Source organism: uncultured Allobosea sp. (assembly GCF_945957345.1).
In the GTDB taxonomy this organism is placed as follows: domain Bacteria; phylum Pseudomonadota; class Alphaproteobacteria; order Rhizobiales; family Beijerinckiaceae; genus Allobosea.
This window is the reverse complement of the sequence record NZ_CAMFKW010000032.1, coordinates 1-17345: the sequence shown is the minus strand read 5'-3', so window position 1 is coordinate 17345 and position 17345 is coordinate 1. Positions and strand designations below refer to the sequence as shown.

The 17345-nt window shown below is 66.6% G+C and carries 15 protein-coding genes; 5 read left to right on the top strand and 10 right to left on the bottom strand.

Annotated features, from left to right (window positions below):
- A complete protein-coding gene (locus Q0Q36_RS16225; RefSeq protein ID WP_293799293.1) occupies nt 1–627 on the bottom strand; it encodes a DUF1190 domain-containing protein in 627 nt (208 codons plus the stop codon).
- A gap of 7 nt (nt 628–634) precedes the next feature.
- The gene (locus Q0Q36_RS16220; protein ID WP_293799292.1) at nt 635–1036 is read right to left on the bottom strand and encodes a DUF350 domain-containing protein; all 402 of its coding nucleotides are present in this window, start codon (nt 1034–1036) and stop codon (nt 635–637) included.
- A 104-nt stretch (nt 1037–1140) separates the two neighbouring features.
- Between Q0Q36_RS16220 and Q0Q36_RS16215 the strand changes: the two genes are divergently transcribed.
- Nucleotides 1141–1527: a GFA family protein gene (locus tag Q0Q36_RS16215; RefSeq protein WP_293799291.1), complete on the top strand. Its 387-nt coding sequence runs from the start codon at nt 1141–1143 to the stop codon at nt 1525–1527.
- Between the two features lies 1 nt (nt 1528).
- Here Q0Q36_RS16215 and Q0Q36_RS16210 read toward each other — a convergent pair whose 3' ends face one another.
- From Q0Q36_RS16210 to tpiA, 3 genes are all read right to left on the bottom strand, one after another.
- Nucleotides 1529–3157, bottom strand: a complete 1629-nt coding sequence (locus tag Q0Q36_RS16210) for a CTP synthase (RefSeq protein WP_293799290.1) — start codon at nt 3155–3157, stop codon at nt 1529–1531.
- Nucleotides 3158–3310: 153 nt separating this feature from the next.
- The gene (gene secG / locus Q0Q36_RS16205) at nt 3311–3724 is read right to left on the bottom strand and encodes a preprotein translocase subunit SecG (protein WP_199086330.1); all 414 of its coding nucleotides are present in this window, start codon (nt 3722–3724) and stop codon (nt 3311–3313) included.
- 144 nt (nt 3725–3868) lie between these two features.
- Nucleotides 3869–4633, bottom strand: coding sequence for a triose-phosphate isomerase (tpiA, locus tag Q0Q36_RS16200; RefSeq protein ID WP_293799288.1), 765 nt, complete (start codon nt 4631–4633; stop codon nt 3869–3871).
- A 187-nt stretch (nt 4634–4820) separates the two neighbouring features.
- Here tpiA and Q0Q36_RS16195 point away from each other — a divergent pair, with 187 nt between their 5' ends.
- Nucleotides 4821–6734 carry a peptidylprolyl isomerase gene (locus tag Q0Q36_RS16195; protein ID WP_293799287.1) on the top strand — a complete coding sequence of 638 codons (1914 nt, stop codon included), beginning with the start codon at nt 4821–4823 and terminating at the stop codon, nt 6732–6734.
- A gap of 2 nt (nt 6735–6736) precedes the next feature.
- Nucleotides 6737–8251: an anthranilate synthase component I gene (gene trpE, locus Q0Q36_RS16190; protein WP_293799286.1), complete on the top strand. Its 1515-nt coding sequence runs from the start codon at nt 6737–6739 to the stop codon at nt 8249–8251.
- A gap of 76 nt (nt 8252–8327) precedes the next feature.
- On the opposite strand, the gene Q0Q36_RS16185 is transcribed toward trpE, so the two are convergent.
- On the bottom strand, nt 8328–8900 hold the full coding sequence (locus tag Q0Q36_RS16185) for a TIGR00645 family protein (protein WP_293799285.1): 573 nt from the start codon (nt 8898–8900) through the stop codon (nt 8328–8330).
- 244 nt (nt 8901–9144) lie between these two features.
- Between Q0Q36_RS16185 and Q0Q36_RS16180 the strand changes: the two genes are divergently transcribed.
- Both Q0Q36_RS16180 and xth read left to right on the top strand, forming a co-directional pair.
- Nucleotides 9145–9588, top strand: a complete 444-nt coding sequence (locus Q0Q36_RS16180) for a BA14K family protein (protein ID WP_293799284.1) — start codon at nt 9145–9147, stop codon at nt 9586–9588.
- Nucleotides 9589–9714: 126 nt separating this feature from the next.
- Nucleotides 9715–10494: an exodeoxyribonuclease III gene (gene xth, locus Q0Q36_RS16175; RefSeq protein ID WP_293799283.1), complete on the top strand. Its 780-nt coding sequence runs from the start codon at nt 9715–9717 to the stop codon at nt 10492–10494.
- Nucleotides 10495–10614: 120 nt separating this feature from the next.
- Here xth and Q0Q36_RS16170 read toward each other — a convergent pair whose 3' ends face one another.
- The 4 genes from Q0Q36_RS16170 to Q0Q36_RS16155 form a co-directional block, all read right to left on the bottom strand.
- Complete coding sequence (locus tag Q0Q36_RS16170; protein ID WP_293799282.1) at nt 10615–11571, bottom strand: tetratricopeptide repeat protein; 957 nt, start codon at nt 11569–11571, stop codon at nt 10615–10617.
- Nucleotides 11558–13288: a dihydroxy-acid dehydratase gene (gene ilvD / locus Q0Q36_RS16165; protein ID WP_293799281.1), complete on the bottom strand. Its 1731-nt coding sequence runs from the start codon at nt 13286–13288 to the stop codon at nt 11558–11560. Before ilvD ends, Q0Q36_RS16170 begins: the two co-directional genes overlap by 14 nt.
- Before the next feature lie 287 nt (nt 13289–13575).
- A complete protein-coding gene (locus tag Q0Q36_RS16160; RefSeq protein WP_293799280.1) occupies nt 13576–14157 on the bottom strand; it encodes a DedA family protein in 582 nt (193 codons plus the stop codon).
- Between the two features lie 299 nt (nt 14158–14456).
- Nucleotides 14457–17276 (bottom strand): valine--tRNA ligase, encoded by a 2820-nt coding sequence (locus Q0Q36_RS16155; protein ID WP_293799279.1) that lies wholly within the window; start codon nt 17274–17276, stop codon nt 14457–14459.
- Between the last annotated feature and the right edge of the window lie 69 nt (nt 17277–17345).

Below are 17345 nucleotides of genomic sequence, written 5' to 3'. Positions count from 1 at the left end.
TCAGGACGAGGAATGCGAGGAGAAGGAGCGCGCGGTCGAGCCGAAGCCGCCGCGCGAGGCCGCGCTGGTCGTCGAGACGCTGCCTGCGCGAGAGCCTCCGGCGAAAGCGGCTTTGACGGTGCTCCCCGTCGTGGTGGAATAGGCGCGCGAGCGGCTGCCGAAATAGCCACTGCTCCCGCCCGAAGAGCCCGAGGAGCCCGAAGACGATGACGCGGCGCGCGCCTGCTGGCATTCCGGCAAAGTCGAGCCCGGTGGGCAGGCAGCGGCGGTCGGCGGCATCAGGGGCTGCGCCGGGCCTCCGGCGAGACCCCGCGCGAGCATGAAGCCGGCGAGGGCCGGGATGAAATACTGCGCGCCGCCGATGGACGCCGAACCACAGCCATTGGCACCGTATTGCGTCTCGCAGGCGCTCTGGCTCTGGAATTTCGGCGCGTCCTTGAGGCGCGTTGCGGTCGCTTCCGAAAAGGCAGTCTCGCATTGCTGGGCGGTGAGTTGCCCGGCCGCCCGGCAGTCGCTCAGGCTGTTATAGACGAGGTTCTCCTCCTGGCTGTCTGATGTCATCGACCAGACGGTGGCGACGAGGAGAACGCCGGCGGCCCCGAGCCCGATCTGCGTGGAGCGTTTCATCGCCGCCTCATTCCGTCATGCTGGCAGCGGCCAGCGTCCCGGAGACGACGGCGATCACTGCGAGCATGACCGCGGAGGGCAGATTGTCGTTCTCGATTTTCTGCGACAGTTGGGGAATGAGAAGGCGCGCGACGCCATAGGCGATGAACTGGATAATCATCGCGGCGAGCGCCCAGAGCACGCAGTCAGGAATGCTGCTGGCCTGCGAGATCGCCTGCTCCAGCGGCAGTGAGAAGCCGACGACATTGCCGCCGAGCGCGACCGCTGCCGAGAGATTGCCGCCGCGGATCAAGGCGATCTCGTCATGCGGCGTCATGCGCAGATAGAGCGCGGAGAAGGCGGCAATCAGGGCCGCGCCGACGACGAAATAGAGGAGGAATGCGGGCAGGCCCGCCATCGAGATCGTCATGCCGCCCTGCCCGTGCCGTCGCGCGGACTCCCAGTCCGCGATGCCACATAGTCAGGCTAACGCGAAAGCCGCACAAGCCGTCATCTAAAAGGAGGATGCGAGAGATGAAGAACCGGGAAGCCCGCTGCAGCTGCGGGCAATTGCGCATCGCCTGTTCAGGCGAACCGGCGCTCGTCGCGCTCTGCCATTGCCGCGAATGCCAACGACGGACGGGAAGCGCCTATGGCGTCGCCGCCTTCTTTGGGCGTGATGCGATCACGATATCTGGGCGTTTCAGCGATTACGAGCGCCCGGCCGATAGCGGCCATCGCGTGCTCCACCACTTCTGCCCGGTTTGCGGGAGCACGGTGTTCTGGGAGCCGTCGCGCAAGCCGGAACTCGTGGCGGTCGCGATCGGCGCCTTTGCCGACCCGGACTTTCCCGGGCCGACCAAGGCGGTGTTCGAGCAGCACCGACTACCTTGGACAGCGGTGCGGCTCGGCGAACCCTGAATCAGACCAGGCGGCTCTGCGCCTTCGCAGCCTCGATGAAGCTGGCGAAGAGAGGGTGCGGCTCGAAGGGGCGCGACTTCAACTCGGGGTGATACTGCACGCCGATGAACCAGGGATGGTCGGGATATTCGACCGTCTCGGGCAGCAGGCCGTCAGGGGAGAGGCCAGCGAAGCGCAGGCCCTTGGCTTCGAGCTGCTCGCGATAGCCCATGTTGACCTCGTAGCGGTGGCGATGGCGTTCGGAAATCTCGGTCGAGCCGTAGATCCCGGCGATCTTAGAGCCGGCCGCGAGCGTCGAGGCATAGGCGCCAAGCCGCATCGTGCCGCCGAGATTGCCGCCAGCCGCGCGCTCTTCCAGCTCGTTACCGCGCATCCATTCGGTCATCAGGCCGACGACCGGCTCCTGTGTCGGGCCGAACTCGGTCGAGTTGGCGTTCTCGATGCCGGCGAGCGAGCGGGCCGCCTCGATCACGGCCATCTGCATGCCGAAGCAGATGCCGAAATACGGCACATTGTGCTGCCTCGCGAAGGTCGCCGCCTTGATCTTGCCCTCGGCGCCGCGATGGCCGAAGCCGCCGGGCACGAGGATGCCGTGGACATGCTCGAGGAAGGGCGCCGGGTCCTCCTTCTCGAAGACCTCGGACTCGATCCAGTCGAGATTGACCTTCACATTGTTGGCGATGCCACCATGGGTCAGCGCCTCGATGAGGGACTTATAGGCGTCCTTCATCCCCGTGTACTTGCCGACGACGGCGATGGTAACCTCGCCCTCGGGGTTCTTCACGCGCTCGGAGATGCGCTTCCAGCCGGTGACGTCGGGCTCCGCCTTGGCGTCCATCCCGAAGGCGGCGAGCACCTCGGTATCGAGCCCTTCCGCATGATAGGACAGCGGCACGTCATAGATCGAAGCGACGTCGCGGGCCTCGATCACGGCGGTCTCGCGGACATTGCAGAACAGCGCGAGCTTGCGGCGCTCCTCGCGCGGGATCTCGCGGTCGGTGCGGCACAGCAGGATGTCAGGCTGGATGCCGATCGAGCGCAATTCGGCAACCGAATGCTGGGTCGGCTTGGTCTTCAGCTCACCTGCGGTCGGAATATAGGGCAGCAGCGTCAGGTGCACGAAGATGCATTGGCCGCGCGGGAGCTGCTGGTTGGTCTGGCGGATGGCTTCCAGGAAGGGCAGGCTCTCGATGTCGCCGACCGTGCCGCCGATCTCGACCAGCGTGAAGTCGTAGCCCTCGTTGCCGGTCAGGATGAATTCCTTGATGGCATTGGTGACATGCGGAACGACCTGGATGGTCGCGCCGAGATAGTCGCCCCGGCGCTCCTTGGTCAGGATGTCCATGTAGATGCGGCCGGTGGTGATGTTGTCGCCCTTGTTGCAGGGCCGGCCAGTGAAGCGCTCGTAATGGCCGAGGTCGAGATCGGTCTCGGCACCGTCGTCGGTGACGAACACCTCACCGTGCTGATACGGGCTCATCGTGCCCGGATCGACGTTCAGGTAGGGGTCGAGCTTGCGCAAGCGGACCGTATGGCCGCGAGCCTGGAGAAGGGCTGCGAGAGCCGCCGCCGCCAAGCCTTTGCCAAGCGAGGACACCACGCCGCCGGTGACGAAAACATACCGCGTCATGGGAGGTCACCTCTATCGCCACGGGTTCGATTCGCTAAGCGCGTTCTGAGCAGTCCCGCCTTGCCCTGCGCGCTTGTCCACAAAAGAGAAGGCCGGTCGCCCGGCCCCTCCATACTCAAAAGAGAAGGGCCGGTTTCCCGGCCCTGCCCCATCTTATTGCTGCGGCGCCGCTGGCGGCGTCGGCGGCTGGGCGCCGCCCTGATTCTGGTTCTGCATCTGGCGGAGCTGGTCGAGGACGCCGCCGGCATTCGGGGCGCTCGGACCGGCAGGCGCGCCGGGCGTGGCCGGAGCAGAGGTCGCGGGCGCCCCGTCGATGATCGAGCGCTGGACGCGGCCGCGCGTGGCCATCACCGCCAGCACGATCGAGGTCAGGAAGAACAGGCCGGCGAGAATCGCGGTCGCGCGCGTCAGGGCATTGGCCTGGCCGCGGCCGGTCATGAAGCCGCCGACGCCGCCTCCGCCGCCGGAGCCCATGCCGAGGCCGCCACCTTCGGAGCGCTGCAGCAGCACGACGCCGACGAGGGCGACGACGATGATCAGGTGGATGACGATGAGAACGTTCTGCATGGTCTCACGAAATGGGCATGGCGCGGGCCGCCGCCAAGGGCCACCCGCTCCTCCTCGAAAGTCGAGGCGAATTCGGCGGGGCACATAACATGCGTGAGCCGGCAGCGCCACCCCTGTGCGCCGGCCTATTCAAGTCGGGCGTGTTCAGCCGGCGCAGGCGCGGGCGATCGCCAGGAATTCTTCGGCCTTGAGGCTGGCGCCGCCGACGAGCGCCCCGTCGACATTGGCGACATTCATCAGTTCGGCGGCATTCGAAGGCTTCACCGAGCCGCCATAGAGCAGGCGCACGCCGGCAGCGGCCTGCTTTCCCAGCAGGCGGCCGAGTTCGGCGCGGATCGCCTCATGCATCTCGGCGACATCGGCCGCGGTCGGCGTCAGGCCCGTGCCGATCGCCCAGACCGGCTCGTAGGCGACGACGAGCGTCGCAGGCGTCGCGCCGTCCGGCACCGAGCCGCGCAGCTGCTTCTTGACCACCGCCAGCGCCTTGCCGGCCTCGCGCTCGTCCTTGGTCTCGCCGACGCAGACGATCGGCAACAGCAAGGCCTTCTGCGCAGCCTCGGCCTTGGCCTTGACCGTGGCGTTGGTCTCGCCATGGAGCGTGCGGCGCTCGGAATGGCCGACGATGCAGAAACTGGCACCGGCATCGGCCAGCATCGCCGCGGAGACCTCGCCGGTGAAGGCGCCGGAGCCTTGCGTGCTGCAATCCTGCCCGCCGGTCGCGATCCGCGAGCCGATCAGGGCTGCCGTCGCGGCGAACAGAAGGCTGGCGGGCGGGCAGATGGCGAGGTCGACGCTCGGCTTCAGCGCGGCGTCGTAGCCCTTGGCCACCCCAGCCGCGATGGCGAGGTCGGCCTTCAGGCCGTTCATCTTCCAGTTGCCCGCCACCAGCGGCTTGATGCTGCGCGTCACGTCGATCCTCCGAAATTCGTTATCCCGGCTCTAGCAACGCCCGGCCGGCGCCGCAATCGCGTGCAACTCCGCATCGGACTGCGACGACGATTGCGGCTTTCGCCGACGGTTCCTATAAGCAGCGCCGGAAAATACGCGCGCGGGCTCGTTTGCGCGCCGTGAACAGGTTCAGGGAAAGACAGCTTCCATGATGATGCAGGGCATCCGCAAGGCGAGTCAGGGTTTGCTCGGCAAGCTCGTCATCAGTGTCCTGTTCGGCATCCTGATCCTCGCCTTCGCCATCTGGGGCGTCGGCGACATCTTCCGCGGCTATGGCCGCAACGAGGTGGCCAAGATCGGCAAAGCCGAGATCGGCGTCGAGCAGATGCGCACGGCCTATCAGAACGAGATCCAGAACCTGATCCGCCAGCAGCGCCGCCAGATCTCGCCGGAGATGGCGCGTGCCCTGGGCCTCGACCGGCAGGTGCTCTCCCGCCTGCTCACCGAGTCGACGCTCGACCAGACGGCGCAGAGCATGCGGCTCGCCGTCTCCGACGAGACGATCCGCAACCTGATCTTCGACGACCAGGTCTTCCGCGACGCTGCGGGGCAGTTCTCGCCCGCCCGCTTCAACGAGCTGCTGCGCTCGAACGGCTATACCGAGCAGAGCTATGTCGCGCTCCAGCGCTCGACCATCCTGCGTCAGCAGCTTTCCGAGATGCTGACCGGCGGCCTCATCGCTCCGGTCGCGCTGCAGGAGGTCGGCAACCGCCTGCGCAACGAGAAGCGCTCGATCACCTTCGCCCGCATGCCCGCAAGCGCGGCCGGCGAGATCGCGGCGCCGAGCGAGGACCAGCTCAAGACCTTCTTCAACGACCGCAAGATCGCCTTCCGCGCGCCGGAGTTCCGCAGCGCCGCCATCCTCTCGATCACCGCCGAGACACTGGCCGACCCGGCCAAGATCACGGATGCTGACGCCAAGGCGCGCTACGAGGCGACGAAGGCGCAGCGCTTCACCGCGGTCGAGACGCGCACCGTGCAGCAGATCCAGTTCCCGAACGAAGAGGAAGCGAAGGCCGCCAAGGCCAAGATCGACGGCGGCGAGACCTTCGACGAGATCGCGACCGAGCGGAACGTCGCTTTCAACGATCTGACGCTGGGCACTTTCACCCGCGAACAGATGATCGACCCCGTCGTGCGTGATGCCGCTTTCGCACTGGAGGAAGGCGCCGTCAGCGCCCCGGTCAAAGGCTCGTTCGGCACTGTGCTGCTGCGCGTGACCAAGATCGACGCCGCGCATGTCCGCCCGTTCGAGGAGGTCGAAGCCGAGGTGAAGAAGGAGCTGGCGACCAGCCGCGCCGCTGCCCAGGTCACCGAGCTGCATGACAAGATCGAGGATCAGCGCGCCTCGGCCCGGCCGCTCGCCGAGATCGCCAAGGAGCTCAATCTCAAGCTGCGCAATGCCGGCCCGATGAGCGCGAGCCTCACGCGTCCCGACGGCGCGAAGGAGGAGGCGCTGCCGGGTGGCGACGCCACGCTCCAGGCGATCTTCCGCTCGGATATCGGCGTCGACAACGAGGCGATCCGCCTGGGCCGCGATACCGGCTATGTCTGGTTCGACGTCACCAAGATCGACCCGGCGCGCGAGCGCAGCTTCGACGAGGTCAAGGCCGAGGTCGAGAAGCGGTGGCGCGCCGACGAGACTGCATCCAGGCTTTCCACCAAGGCGCGCGAGCTTTCGGAGCGGCTCGACAAGGGCGAGAGCTTCGACGTGGTCGCGGCCTCGGCCGGGCTGACCATCGAGACCGCCGCCGATATCGGCCGGCAGGACCAGCGTCCCGAGCTGCCGGGCACGGTCGTCGCTCAGGTCTTCGGCACCGCCGCGGGCAAGAGCGGCTCGGCCGCCGGGGCCGATGGATCGCGCATCCTGTTCAAGGTCGATTCGGCCACCGTTGCGCCTTATGTCCGCACCACGCAGGAGGCCGGCAATTTCGAGCGCCTGCTCTCGCAGAGCGTCGGCGAGGACATCATGCTGCAATATGTCGCGAAGCGGCAGGCCGAGCTCGGCGTCAGCATCAACGAGGCCGCCTTCCGCAACGCGACGGGCGGGGCGCAGAACTGACGATGCAGCCGCTCCCGGATTTCGAGCGCTTCGCGCAGACCTACGAGACCGGCGCCCCGCAATTGCTGCGGCAGGTGCTGGTCGGCGATTGCGAAACGCCGGTCGCCGCCTTCCTGAAGCTGCGCCATGCCACGACCGGCCCTGCCTTCCTGCTCGAATCGGTCGAGGGCGGCGCCGTGCGTGGCCGCTACTCGATGATCGGGCTGGAGCCGGACCTGATCTGGCGCTGCCATCACGGCCAGGCCTCGCTCTGTCGGACGGCGCTGGGCGAAACCTTCCTCGACGATCCGCGCCCGGCCTTCGAAAGCCTGCGGGCCCTGCTCGAAGAGAGCGCCATTCCGGAAGCCGAGGGGCTGCCGCCGATGGCCTCCGGCGTATTCGGCTATCTCGGCTACGACATGGTGCGTCTGATGGAGCGCCTGCCCGAGCCGAAGGAGACCGGCACCGGGGTGCCAGACGCCATCCTGACGCGGCCGACCTTGATGGTGGTGTTCGACGCGGTGCGCGACGAGATTCATGTCGTCACGCCCGTCCGGCATATGCCGGGCGTCGGCGCGCGCCATGCCTTTGAGCGGGCGCAGGAGCGGCTGGAGGCCGTGGTGCAGGCGCTGGAAGGCGCCCTGCCCGCCGAGGCCGAGATCGACATCGCCAACCTGCCGGAGCCGGCCACCACCTCGAATACGAGCGAGGCCGAGTATCTCGAGATGGTCGACAAGGCGAAGGAGTACATCCGCGCCGGCGACATCTTCCAGGTCGTGCTGTCGCAGCGCTTCGAGGCGCCCTTCGCCCTGCCGCCTTTCGCGCTCTATCGGGCGCTCCGGCGGGTCAATCCGGCGCCCTTCCTCTGCTATCTCGATTTCGGCGGTTTCCAGATCGTCTGCTCGAGCCCCGAGATCCTGGTGCGCCTGCGCGACGACACAGTCACGATCCGGCCGATCGCCGGCACGCGGCGGCGCGGCGCGACCGAGGCCGAGGACAACGCCCTGGCTGAGGAGCTTCTGGCCGATCCGAAGGAACGCGCCGAGCACCTGATGCTGCTCGATCTCGGGCGCAACGATGTCGGCCGCGTCGCCGAGATCGGCACGGTCAAGGTCACCGATTCGTTCTTCATCGAGCGCTACAGCCAGGTGATGCACATCGTCTCGAATGTCGAAGGCAGGATCGACCCGAAGCACGATTCACTCGGCGCCCTCATCGCCGGCTTCCCGGCCGGGACGGTGTCGGGTGCGCCGAAGGTCCGGGCGATGGAGATCATCGACGAGCTGGAGCGCGATGCGCGCGGCGCCTATGCCGGCTGCATCGGTTATTTTGGCGCCAATGGCGAGATGGACACCTGCATCGTGCTGCGTACGGCGGTGGTCAAGGACGGGCGTATGCATGTCCAGGCCGGCGCCGGCATCGTCTACGATTCGAGCCCCGCCTCCGAGCAGGAGGAGTGCATCAACAAGGCCAAGGCCCTGTTCCGCGCCGCCGAGGAAGCAATCCGCTTCGCCGCCCGGACCGGGCGCGGCCAGTAAGGTTCTCCGGTCCACCGCCCCAAAAGCAAAACGCCCCGCCGGATCGGCGGGGCGCTTCTGTTTCGAAAGGCCGTTCTCAGTGTCCCTTGGCGGGACTGGCCGACATCCGGTCGACCCAGGCGATGCCGAGGGCAGAGAGGATGAAGACCACATGGATCAGCGTCTGCAGCAGGACGCCGGTCTCGGTGTAGTTCGCCTTGCCTTCGATGCCGATATTGCCAGCCTCGATGAAGGTCCTGAGCAAGTGGATCGACGAGATTCCTATGATCGCCATGGCGAGCTTGATCTTGAGCACGCTGGCATTGACGTGGCTCAGCCATTCCGGCTGGTCGGGATGGCCCTGCAGCTGCAGCCGCGAGACGAAGGTCTCGTAGCCGCCGACGATCACCATGATCAGCAGATTGGAGATCATCACCACGTCGATCAGCCCCAGCACGACCAGCATGATCTGCTGCTCGCTGAAGGAGGTGGCGTGGCTGATCAGGTGCCAGAGTTCCTTGAGGAACAGGAAGACGTAGACGCATTGCGCCACGATGAGGCCGAGATAGAGCGGCAGCTGCAGCCAGCGGGAGCTGAAGATGAGGGCCGGCAGCGGCCTCATCGCAGCGAGCGCAGCTGACTGGGCGGACGGATCGCGCGGTTGCGCCATGGTCGGGTTCCGATCCTTTCAAGCAGAGTGTCGGTCTGTGGGTGAAACGCTAGATGGCGGGGAAAATCCATCTGCGCAAGCGGCACCGCGTTGCTTTCGAGGGCAAAAGCGACGGGAGCGTGACGGCCCATTTATGCCCGGATTGACTGCTAGCTTCCCCTGTGGTCACGGGACCGCTACATTTGAATCCAAACGGGGGAACATGCGGAGTTCCGCTCGCCAGGTATCGCAGAGGAGTTTCGACATGATCAGGACGCTCGCCGTCGCTGCCGCCCTTGCCGGCGGCACCTTACTTGCCATTCCAGCTTCGGCTGCCCCGCTGGCTCCCGCGACCTCGGCCGTCGCGACCGCACAGCCCGGCAGCGATCTCGTCCAGAACGTGCAGTACTATCGCCGCTACGGCTATTATCGCCGCGGCCCGGCCGTCGGCGCCGGCATCGCGGCCGGCATCCTCGGCGGCGCGCTTGCCGCCGGCGCATTGGCCGCCCCGCCCCCGGCGGTCTATTACGAGCCGGAGCCGGTCTATGTCGCGCCGCCGGTGGTCTATGCCCGGCCGGTGCCGCGCGCCTATGGCTACAGCGTCGAGGACACCGATGCGGTTGCCTACTGCTCGCGCCGCTTCCGCAGCTACAACCCGGAGACCGGGACCTATATCGCCGCTGGCGGCGTCGTCCGCGCCTGCCCCTGACAGCAGGCGACAGCGCGATCGCAGACAAGGACTCCCCGCAGCAATGCGGGGAGTTTTTCGTTTGCGGTCTTGCCTTGGCGGCGACCGTGCCGCTTATCCTGCGGCTCGTCTGAATCGGAGCGTCTCGTGCGGATCGCCACCTGGAACGTCAATTCGGTCAGGCAGCGCCTCGGCCATCTCCTCGATTTCCTGAAGGAGGCCGAGCCCGATGCGCTCTGCCTGCAGGAGATCAAGTGCGTGGATGCTGATTTCCCACGCGCCGAGATAGAGGCGGCCGGCTGGCAGGTCGAGACCCACGGGCAGAAGACCTTCAACGGCGTCGCGATCCTGAGCCGCTCGCGACTGGAGGATGTCCGGCGCGGCCTGCCGGGCGACGAGGGCGACGAGCAGGCGCGCTATCTCGAAGGTGTGCTGCCGCTCGGCGACGGCGTGGTCCGCGTCGCCTCGATCTACCTGCCGAACGGCAACCCGCCGAATACCGAGAAGTACCCCTACAAGCTCGGCTGGATGCAGCGGCTCACCGCCCATGCCCGGATGCTGATGGAGCATGAGGAGCCGCTGGTGCTGGCGGGCGACTACAACGTCATCCCCGAGCCGCGCGACGCCCGCGATCCGGCCGCCTGGGTGAGCGATGCGCTGTTCCTGCCGCAGACACGGGCCGCCTTCCGCGACCTTCTGAATCTCGGCCTGACCGAGGCGCTGCGCAGCACCTCCGATGCGCCCGGGCTCTATACGTTCTGGGATTATCAGGCCGGCGCCTGGCAGCGGAACAACGGCATCCGCATCGATCACCTGCTGCTTTCGCCCCAGGCGGCGGACCGGCTCGCGGGCGTCAAGATCGCAAAACATGTCCGCGGCTGGGACAAGCCCTCGGACCACGTCCCGGTGATGATAGACTTGCACTGAGGGCTGCAACCGGTCGTCATGCTCGGGCTCGAGCCGTGAGCATCTCGAAAACCAACGCATTCTTGTCATGATATTCTCGGGTCGAAGCGACGCTTCGCCGGAGAATGACGGCGATCAGCCTCAGTTCTGGGCCGCGTTGCCACCGCGCGAGTTCAGCAGGTGCTGACGCTCGATCAGGGCGAGCGCCGCTGAACGATCGCTGGCCGAAGCCGCCGCGAAGGCCAGGTCATGCCGCTCGATGATCCAGGCCTCGCGGGCCGGGTCTGCACCCTCGCGGGCCATGGCGAGCCACATCAGGCCCAGCACCGGCTGGCGGGGCACGCCCTCGCCGCCGCGCAGCAGCATCTCGCCGAAGGCGGCGCGGGCCGGCGCATGGCCCTTCTCGGCCGCGAGCTTCATCCAGCGCGCCGCCTGGCGCGGATCGCGGCTGGCACCCTGCCCGGTCATGTAGAGGCGGGCGAGATTGTATTGGCCGTCCGGATCGCCGAAATAGGAGGCGGCGTAGTGGAACATGTCGAAGGCCCGGTCGGGATTGGGCTTCACATAGCTGCCCTTGATTCCATCCGAGAAATAGTTGCCGAGCGCCACGAAGGCGCTGCCGACGAGCCGGGCATCGGCCGTACCGGGCATCGCGTCGGCATTCTCGTCCGCAATCTTCGAGAAATACTCGAAGGCCTTGAGATCATTGGCCGGGACGCCCTCGCCGCCGGCATACATCCTACCGAGCTTGTACTGCGCCGTGAGATGGCCCTGCGAGGCCGCGTATTCGAGCGCGCGGACGGCGCCGACCTTGTTGCCGGCGGTCGAGTCGCGCATCCAGGCCTTCAACGCGTCGCGCGCGCTGGTGAAGGGCACGAGCGGCAGCGCCGTATGGGCCGTGGGCGTATCGGGGCCGGGAGCGACGGCAGCCGCGCCCGGACCGCCCGGGACGGAATCCTCCGGCTCCGGCAGCGCCCCGCCCGGAATGGCGCGCGGCGGCAGCAGCGGCTTCGAGCCTGAGAAATCCTGCGCCAGGGCGACCTGCGGGCCGCCGAGCATCAGGAACAGGCATGCTATGATCGAGCTAGATATCCGCATAGCAATGGGTTTCGGCCGCCCCTCCTGGGTGGGTGACGGCGCCGCCTTTGGCGGAGCCGACCGTCTGCGCGTATTTCCACAGCACGCCGGAATTGTAGTCGGTCTTCCGCGGTTTCCAGTCCTTACGACGCGCTTCAAGTTCGGCATCAGAAAGGCGGACTGCGAGCTTTCCTGTGATGGCGTCGAGTTCGATGATGTCGCCGTCGCGGATCAGGCCGATCGGGCCACCGACGGCGGCTTCAGGCCCGACATGGCCGACGCAGAAGCCGCGGGTCGCGCCCGAGAAGCGGCCATCGGTGATGAGCGCGACCTTGTCGCCCATCCCCTGGCCGTAGAGCGCAGCGGTGGTCGCCAGCATCTCGCGCATGCCGGGGCCGCCTTTCGGGCCCTCGTAGCGGATAACGAGCACATCGCCTTCCTTGTAGGTCCGGTTCTTGACCGCCTCGAAGGCATCTTCTTCGCGGTCGAAGCAGCGGGCCGGGCCGGTGAAGACGAGCTGATCCTCCGGCATGCCGGCGATCTTCACGATTGCGCCTTCCGGCGCGAGATTGCCCTGCAGTCCGACGACACCGCCAGTAACCGTGATCGGCTTGTCTGCGCGGTAGACCACGTCCTGCTGGTCGTTCCACTTCACCGAGGCCATGTTCTCGGCGATGGTACGTCCGGTGACGGTCATGCAGTCGCCGTGCAGATAGCCGGCATCCAGCAGGCTCTTCATCACCAGCGGGATGCCGCCGACCTCGAACATGTCCTTGGCGACGTATTTCCCGCCCGGCTTCAGGTCGGCGATATAGGGCGTCTTCTTGAAGATCTCGGCGACCTCGAACAGGTCGAAATCGATACCGCATTCATGCGCGATCGCCGGGAGGTGCAGCGCGCCGTTGGTCGAGCCGCCGGTCGCGGCGACGACCATCGCGGCGTTTTCCAGCGCCTTGCGGGTGACGATGTCGCGCGGGCGGATGTTCCGCGCGATCAGCTCCATCACCATCTCGCCGGCGGTGTAGCAGAAGGTGTCACGGACGTCGTAGGGCGCCGGCGCGCCGCAGCTATAGGGCAGCGCGAGGCCAATCGCCTCGGCGACGGTCGCCATGGTATTGGCGGTGAACTGGGCGCCGCAGGAGCCGGAGGACGGGCAAGCGACCTCCTCGAGCTCCTTCAGGTCCTCGTCCGACATGGCGCCGACCGAGTGCTTGCCGACGGCCTCGAACACGTCCTGCACGGTGACCGGACGGCCCTTGAAGTTGCCGGGCAGGATCGAGCCGCCATAGATGAAGATCGACGGCACGTTAAGGCGCACCATCGCCATCATCATGCCGGGCAGCGACTTGTCGCAGCCGGCGAGGCCAACAAGCGCATCATAGCAATGGCCGCGCATGGTGAGCTCGACCGAGTCGGCGATGACCTCGCGCGAGGCCAGCGACGACTTCATGCCCTGGTGGCCCATGGCGATGCCGTCGGTCACGGTGATCGTGCAGAACTCGCGCGGCGTGCCACTGGCGGAGGCCACGCCCTTCTTCACAGCCTGGGCCTGGCGCATCAGCGAGATGTTGCAGGGGGCGGCCTCGTTCCAGCAGGAGGCGACGCCGACGAAGGGCTGCGCGATCTGCTTCGCGGTCATGCCCATCGCGTAATAATAGGAACGGTGCGGGGCCTTGGCCGGGCCGACGCTCACATGGCGGCTCGGCAGCCTCGACTTGTCGTACACACGCCCGTCCATCGCCACTCGCCCTGTCCCCGACCAGCACGGCGCGAAGATGTGCCACGCCCTGCCTGTCCGGAGCAATCACGCCCCCGAAATCCCGAAAAACGTCCGGAACCCTGCCAGGCTCCGCGCGTTACCCCTGATTTTGATATATCTCAGGCACTTAACGCAGTGTTTTGCTGGGCTTCGTTTGTGGCGGCTTCGCGGCGATCATGGCCGCAGGAACGGTGCCGGTCACCGTTCCCATCCGTGTGTTGCGCCGATGTCACAAAACCTGGGTCGGCGAGTGACGTAACGGCCGTTCAGAGCACCATCGGCAGGATGAAGAAGCCACCGACGACGACCACGAGCAGGGCCAGCGCCACCATCGGCAGATGCTTCTCGATGAAGATGCGGATGTCGTCGCCGTAGAAGCGCAGGGCCACCGCGATCATCAGGAAGAAGCTGGTGCGCGAGACGACCATGCCGATGGTGAACTTCCACAGGTCGAAATGCAGGAAGCCGGACATGATCGTGACGATCTTGAACGGGATTGGCGTCAGGCCCTTGGTGACGAGCACCCAGAACCAGTAGTCCTGCGAAGTCGCGATCAGGCTGGCGGCCTTGTCCTGCAGGCCGTAGATGCCGATCAGCCAGGCGCCGACCGACTCATAGAGCAGCGCGCCGATGGCATAGCCGAGATAGCCGCCGAGCACGGCGCCGAGCGAGCAGATGCCGGCATAGAACCAGGCCCGGTCCGGACGGGCGATGCACATGGGAATCAGCAGCGGAATCGGCGGAAGCGGGCTGAACGAGCTTTCGATGAAGGTGATGCCGAAGAGCAGCCACGGGGCCGCAGGATGGGAGGCGTATGAAACGCACCAGTCATAAGCTCGCTTGAGCATGGGTTCTGAACAGCCGGTCCTTGAGCCACCACGCGTTGCATGGCGGGTTTGCGTCAGGCGCATCTAAGCGGGGTCCGCGAGAGAATGCGAGTCCTCTCTTGAACCAGCGTCAATTTGACGACAGAGGCGTGACCGGAATGCGTCGTTGCCGATGAGCACCCAACCTAACCGCGTCATGGTCGGGCTTGTCCCGACCATCCACGTCTTCGCCGATGCAATGCCGTGTTCAAGACGTGGATGCTCGCCACAAGGGCGAGCATGACGGGACGGATCACGCGCCGGATACCGGCTGCGGTATCTCAGGCCAGCCGCGCCAGAGCTTCCGCGACCTTGAGCTTGCGGGCTTCGGCTGCGGCCTTGCGATCGCGATTCTCCTCGACGATTTCCTCGGGCGCGCGCGCCATGAAATCGGGGTTGCCGAGCTTCTTCTCGACGACCGTGATATCCTGATCGAGCTTGGCGAGCTCCTTGGTCAGGCGCGAACGCTCGGCGTCGAGATCGATCAGGCCGGCGAGCGGCAGCGCCGCGACCTCGCCACGCACGATGATCTGGGCCGACTGGGCCGGCGCCGCCGTCTCGAAGGCGATGTCGGAGACGCGCGCGAGGCGCTCGATCATCGGGCGCCAGCTCTCGATTGTCGCCCGCGTCGCGGCGGACGCATTGACGAGGACGAGCGGCGCCTGCGTGCCGGCCGGCACGTTGACCTCGGAGCGGACCGAGCGGATGTCCGAGATCAGGTCGACGACGAAGCCGATCTCTGCCTCCGCTGCCGTATCCTTGAGGGTCGAGAGGTCGGTCCAGCGGGTCAGGCAGACCAGCGAGGCATCTCCCTCCGCGAGCTTGCGCGGTGCGCCGGCCGCGGCCTTCTGCGCCCAGAGCTCCTCGGTGAGGAACGGCATGAACGGGTGCAGCAGCTGGCAAATCAGGTCGATGACGTAAGCGACCGTCGCCTGCGTCTCGGCGCGGGCGGCGGCATCGACACCCTCGCCTTGCAGCACGGGCTTGGCGAGTTCGAGATACCAGTCGCAGAACTGGTTCCAGACGAAGCGATAGGCCGCGCCCGCCGCCTCGTTGAACTTGAAGCTCGGGATGCCGGCTGCGATGTCCTCGGCGGCTTGCGCCGCCTCGCTGAGGATCCAGCGGTTGAGGGGCTGCTTGACGCCGGCCGGATCGAAACCTTCGGCGCGGGCGCAGCCGTTCAGCTCGGCGAAGCGCGCAGCGTTCCAGATCTTGGTTGCGAAGTTGCGATAGCCCTCGACGCGCTGCGTGCTGAGCTTGATGTCGCGGCCCTGCGCCGCCATGGCGGACAGCGTGAAGCGCAGCGCATCGGCGCCGTATTTGTCGACGAGCGTCAGCGGATCGATGACGTTGCCCTTCGACTTCGACATCTTCGCGCCCTTCTCGTCGCGAACGATGGCGTGGATATAGACGTCCTTGAACGGCACCTCGTCCATGAAGTTGAGGCCCATCATCATCATCCGGGCGACCCAGAAGAAGATGATGTCGAAGGCGGTGACCAGCGTCGCCGTCGGGTAATAGTGCTTCAGCTCGGCCGTCTGCTCGGGCCAGCCCAGCGTCGAGAACGGCCAGAGCGCCGAGGAGAACCAGGTGTCGAGCACATCCTCGTCGCGCGTCAGCGCGACGGTGTCGCCGTAATGCGCCATGGCGAGCGTCTGCGCCTCGGCTTCCGACTCGGCGACGAAGACTTCGCCATCCGGCCCGTACCAGGCCGGGATCTGGTGGCCCCACCAGAGCTGGCGCGAGACGCACCAGGGCTCGATATTCTCCAGCCAGTCGTAATAGACCTTGGTCCAGTTCTCAGGCGTGAACTTGGTGCGGCCGTCCTGAACGGCCTTGATCGAGCGCTGCGCCAGCGGCTTGACGTCGACATACCACTGGTCGGTCAGCCAGGGCTCGATCACGACATCCGAGCGGTCGCCATGCGGGACGGTATGGGTGTTCGGCTCGACCTTCACGAGCAGGCCGCGCGCGGCCATCATCTCGACGACGCGGCGGCGCGCGACGAAGCGGTCGGCGCCGTCGAGCGCCAGCGTCTCGGCTTCAGGCTTGGCACCGGCGAGAAACTCCTCGTTGCCGGCGAGCAGGATGCGCGCCTCGCCGTCGAGGATATTGACGACGTCGAGCTGGTGGCGCTTTCCGACCTCGAAATCGTTGAAATCATGCGCCGGCGTGATCTTGACCGCGCCGGTGCCCTTCTCGGGATCGGCATAGTCGTCGCCGAAGATCGGGATGACGCGGCCGACCAGCGGCAGCACGGCGTTGCGGCCGATCAGGTGGCCGATCGTCTCGTTCTCGGGGTGCACCGCGACGCCGGTATCGCCGAGCATGGTCTCGGGCCGAGTCGTCGCGACCGTGATGAAGGTCGAGGCGTCGTCCGCATCGTAGGTCGCGCCTTCGAGCGGGTAGTTGAAATAGTAGAGGTGGCCGTTCGGGTCGCGGCTCAGCGCCTTATCGAGCTTGGTGGCGTCGAACGCGTCCTCGCCGTCGCGTTGCCATTTGAACGTGCCGGTCTTCTCGACCTGCAGCACTTCGAGATCCGAGATCGCGGTCTGGAATTTCGGGTCCCAGTTCACCAGCCGCTTGGCGCGGTAGACAAGGCCCTGCTTGTGCAGGCCGACGAAGACCTTGAGGACGGCGGCCGAGAGTCCCTCGTCCATGGTGAAGCGCTCGCGCGACCAGTCGCAGGAGGCGCCGAGGCGGCGGAGCTGGTTGACGATCGTCCCGCCCGACTCCTCCTTCCACTTCCAGACCTCGGCGAGGAAGGCTTCGCGGCCCATGCTGCGGCGGTCGCTGCGGTTCTCGGCGGCGAGCTTGCGCTCGACGACCATCTGCGTCGCGATGCCGGCATGGTCGGTGCCCGGCTGCCAGAGCACGTCCTTGCCGCGCAGGCGCTCGAAGCGGCAGAGCACGTCCTGCAGCGTGTTGTTGAGCGCGTGGCCCATATGCAGCGAGCCGGTGACGTTCGGCGGCGGGATCACGATGCAATAGGGCTCGGCGCCGGGGGCCGCGCCCCTGCCCGCCTTGAAGGCTTCGGCCTCGTCCCAGGCCTTGCTGATCCGGGCCTCGACGGCGGCCGGTTCGAAAGTCTTGTCCATCATCGCATCGCTCGAACGCAGAAAGGCCGGGGAACCTGCCCCGGCCGGAAAAATCACGGGCCAAAAAGGTCT

Coding starts and splice junctions, on each gene's coding strand:
- Q0Q36_RS16225 (WP_293799293.1), bottom strand. CDS start 627: ATGAAACGCTCCACGCAGATCGGGCTCGGGGCCGCCGGCGTTCTCCTC.
- Q0Q36_RS16220 (WP_293799292.1), bottom strand. CDS start 1,036: ATGACGATCTCGATGGCGGGCCTGCCCGCATTCCTCCTCTATTTCGTC.
- Q0Q36_RS16215 (WP_293799291.1), top strand. CDS start 1,141: ATGAAGAACCGGGAAGCCCGCTGCAGCTGCGGGCAATTGCGCATCGCC.
- Q0Q36_RS16210 (WP_293799290.1), bottom strand. CDS start 3,157: ATGACGCGGTATGTTTTCGTCACCGGCGGCGTGGTGTCCTCGCTTGGC.
- secG (WP_199086330.1), bottom strand. CDS start 3,724: ATGCAGAACGTTCTCATCGTCATCCACCTGATCATCGTCGTCGCCCTC.
- Q0Q36_RS16195 (WP_293799287.1), top strand. CDS start 4,821: ATGATGATGCAGGGCATCCGCAAGGCGAGTCAGGGTTTGCTCGGCAAG.
- trpE (WP_293799286.1), top strand. CDS start 6,737: ATGCAGCCGCTCCCGGATTTCGAGCGCTTCGCGCAGACCTACGAGACC.
- Q0Q36_RS16185 (WP_293799285.1), bottom strand. CDS start 8,900: ATGGCGCAACCGCGCGATCCGTCCGCCCAGTCAGCTGCGCTCGCTGCG.
- Q0Q36_RS16180 (WP_293799284.1), top strand. CDS start 9,145: ATGATCAGGACGCTCGCCGTCGCTGCCGCCCTTGCCGGCGGCACCTTA.
- Q0Q36_RS16170 (WP_293799282.1), bottom strand. CDS start 11,571: ATGCGGATATCTAGCTCGATCATAGCATGCCTGTTCCTGATGCTCGGC.
- ilvD (WP_293799281.1), bottom strand. CDS start 13,288: ATGGACGGGCGTGTGTACGACAAGTCGAGGCTGCCGAGCCGCCATGTG.
- Q0Q36_RS16160 (WP_293799280.1), bottom strand. CDS start 14,157: ATGCTCAAGCGAGCTTATGACTGGTGCGTTTCATACGCCTCCCATCCT.
- Q0Q36_RS16155 (WP_293799279.1), bottom strand. CDS start 17,276: ATGATGGACAAGACTTTCGAACCGGCCGCCGTCGAGGCCCGGATCAGC.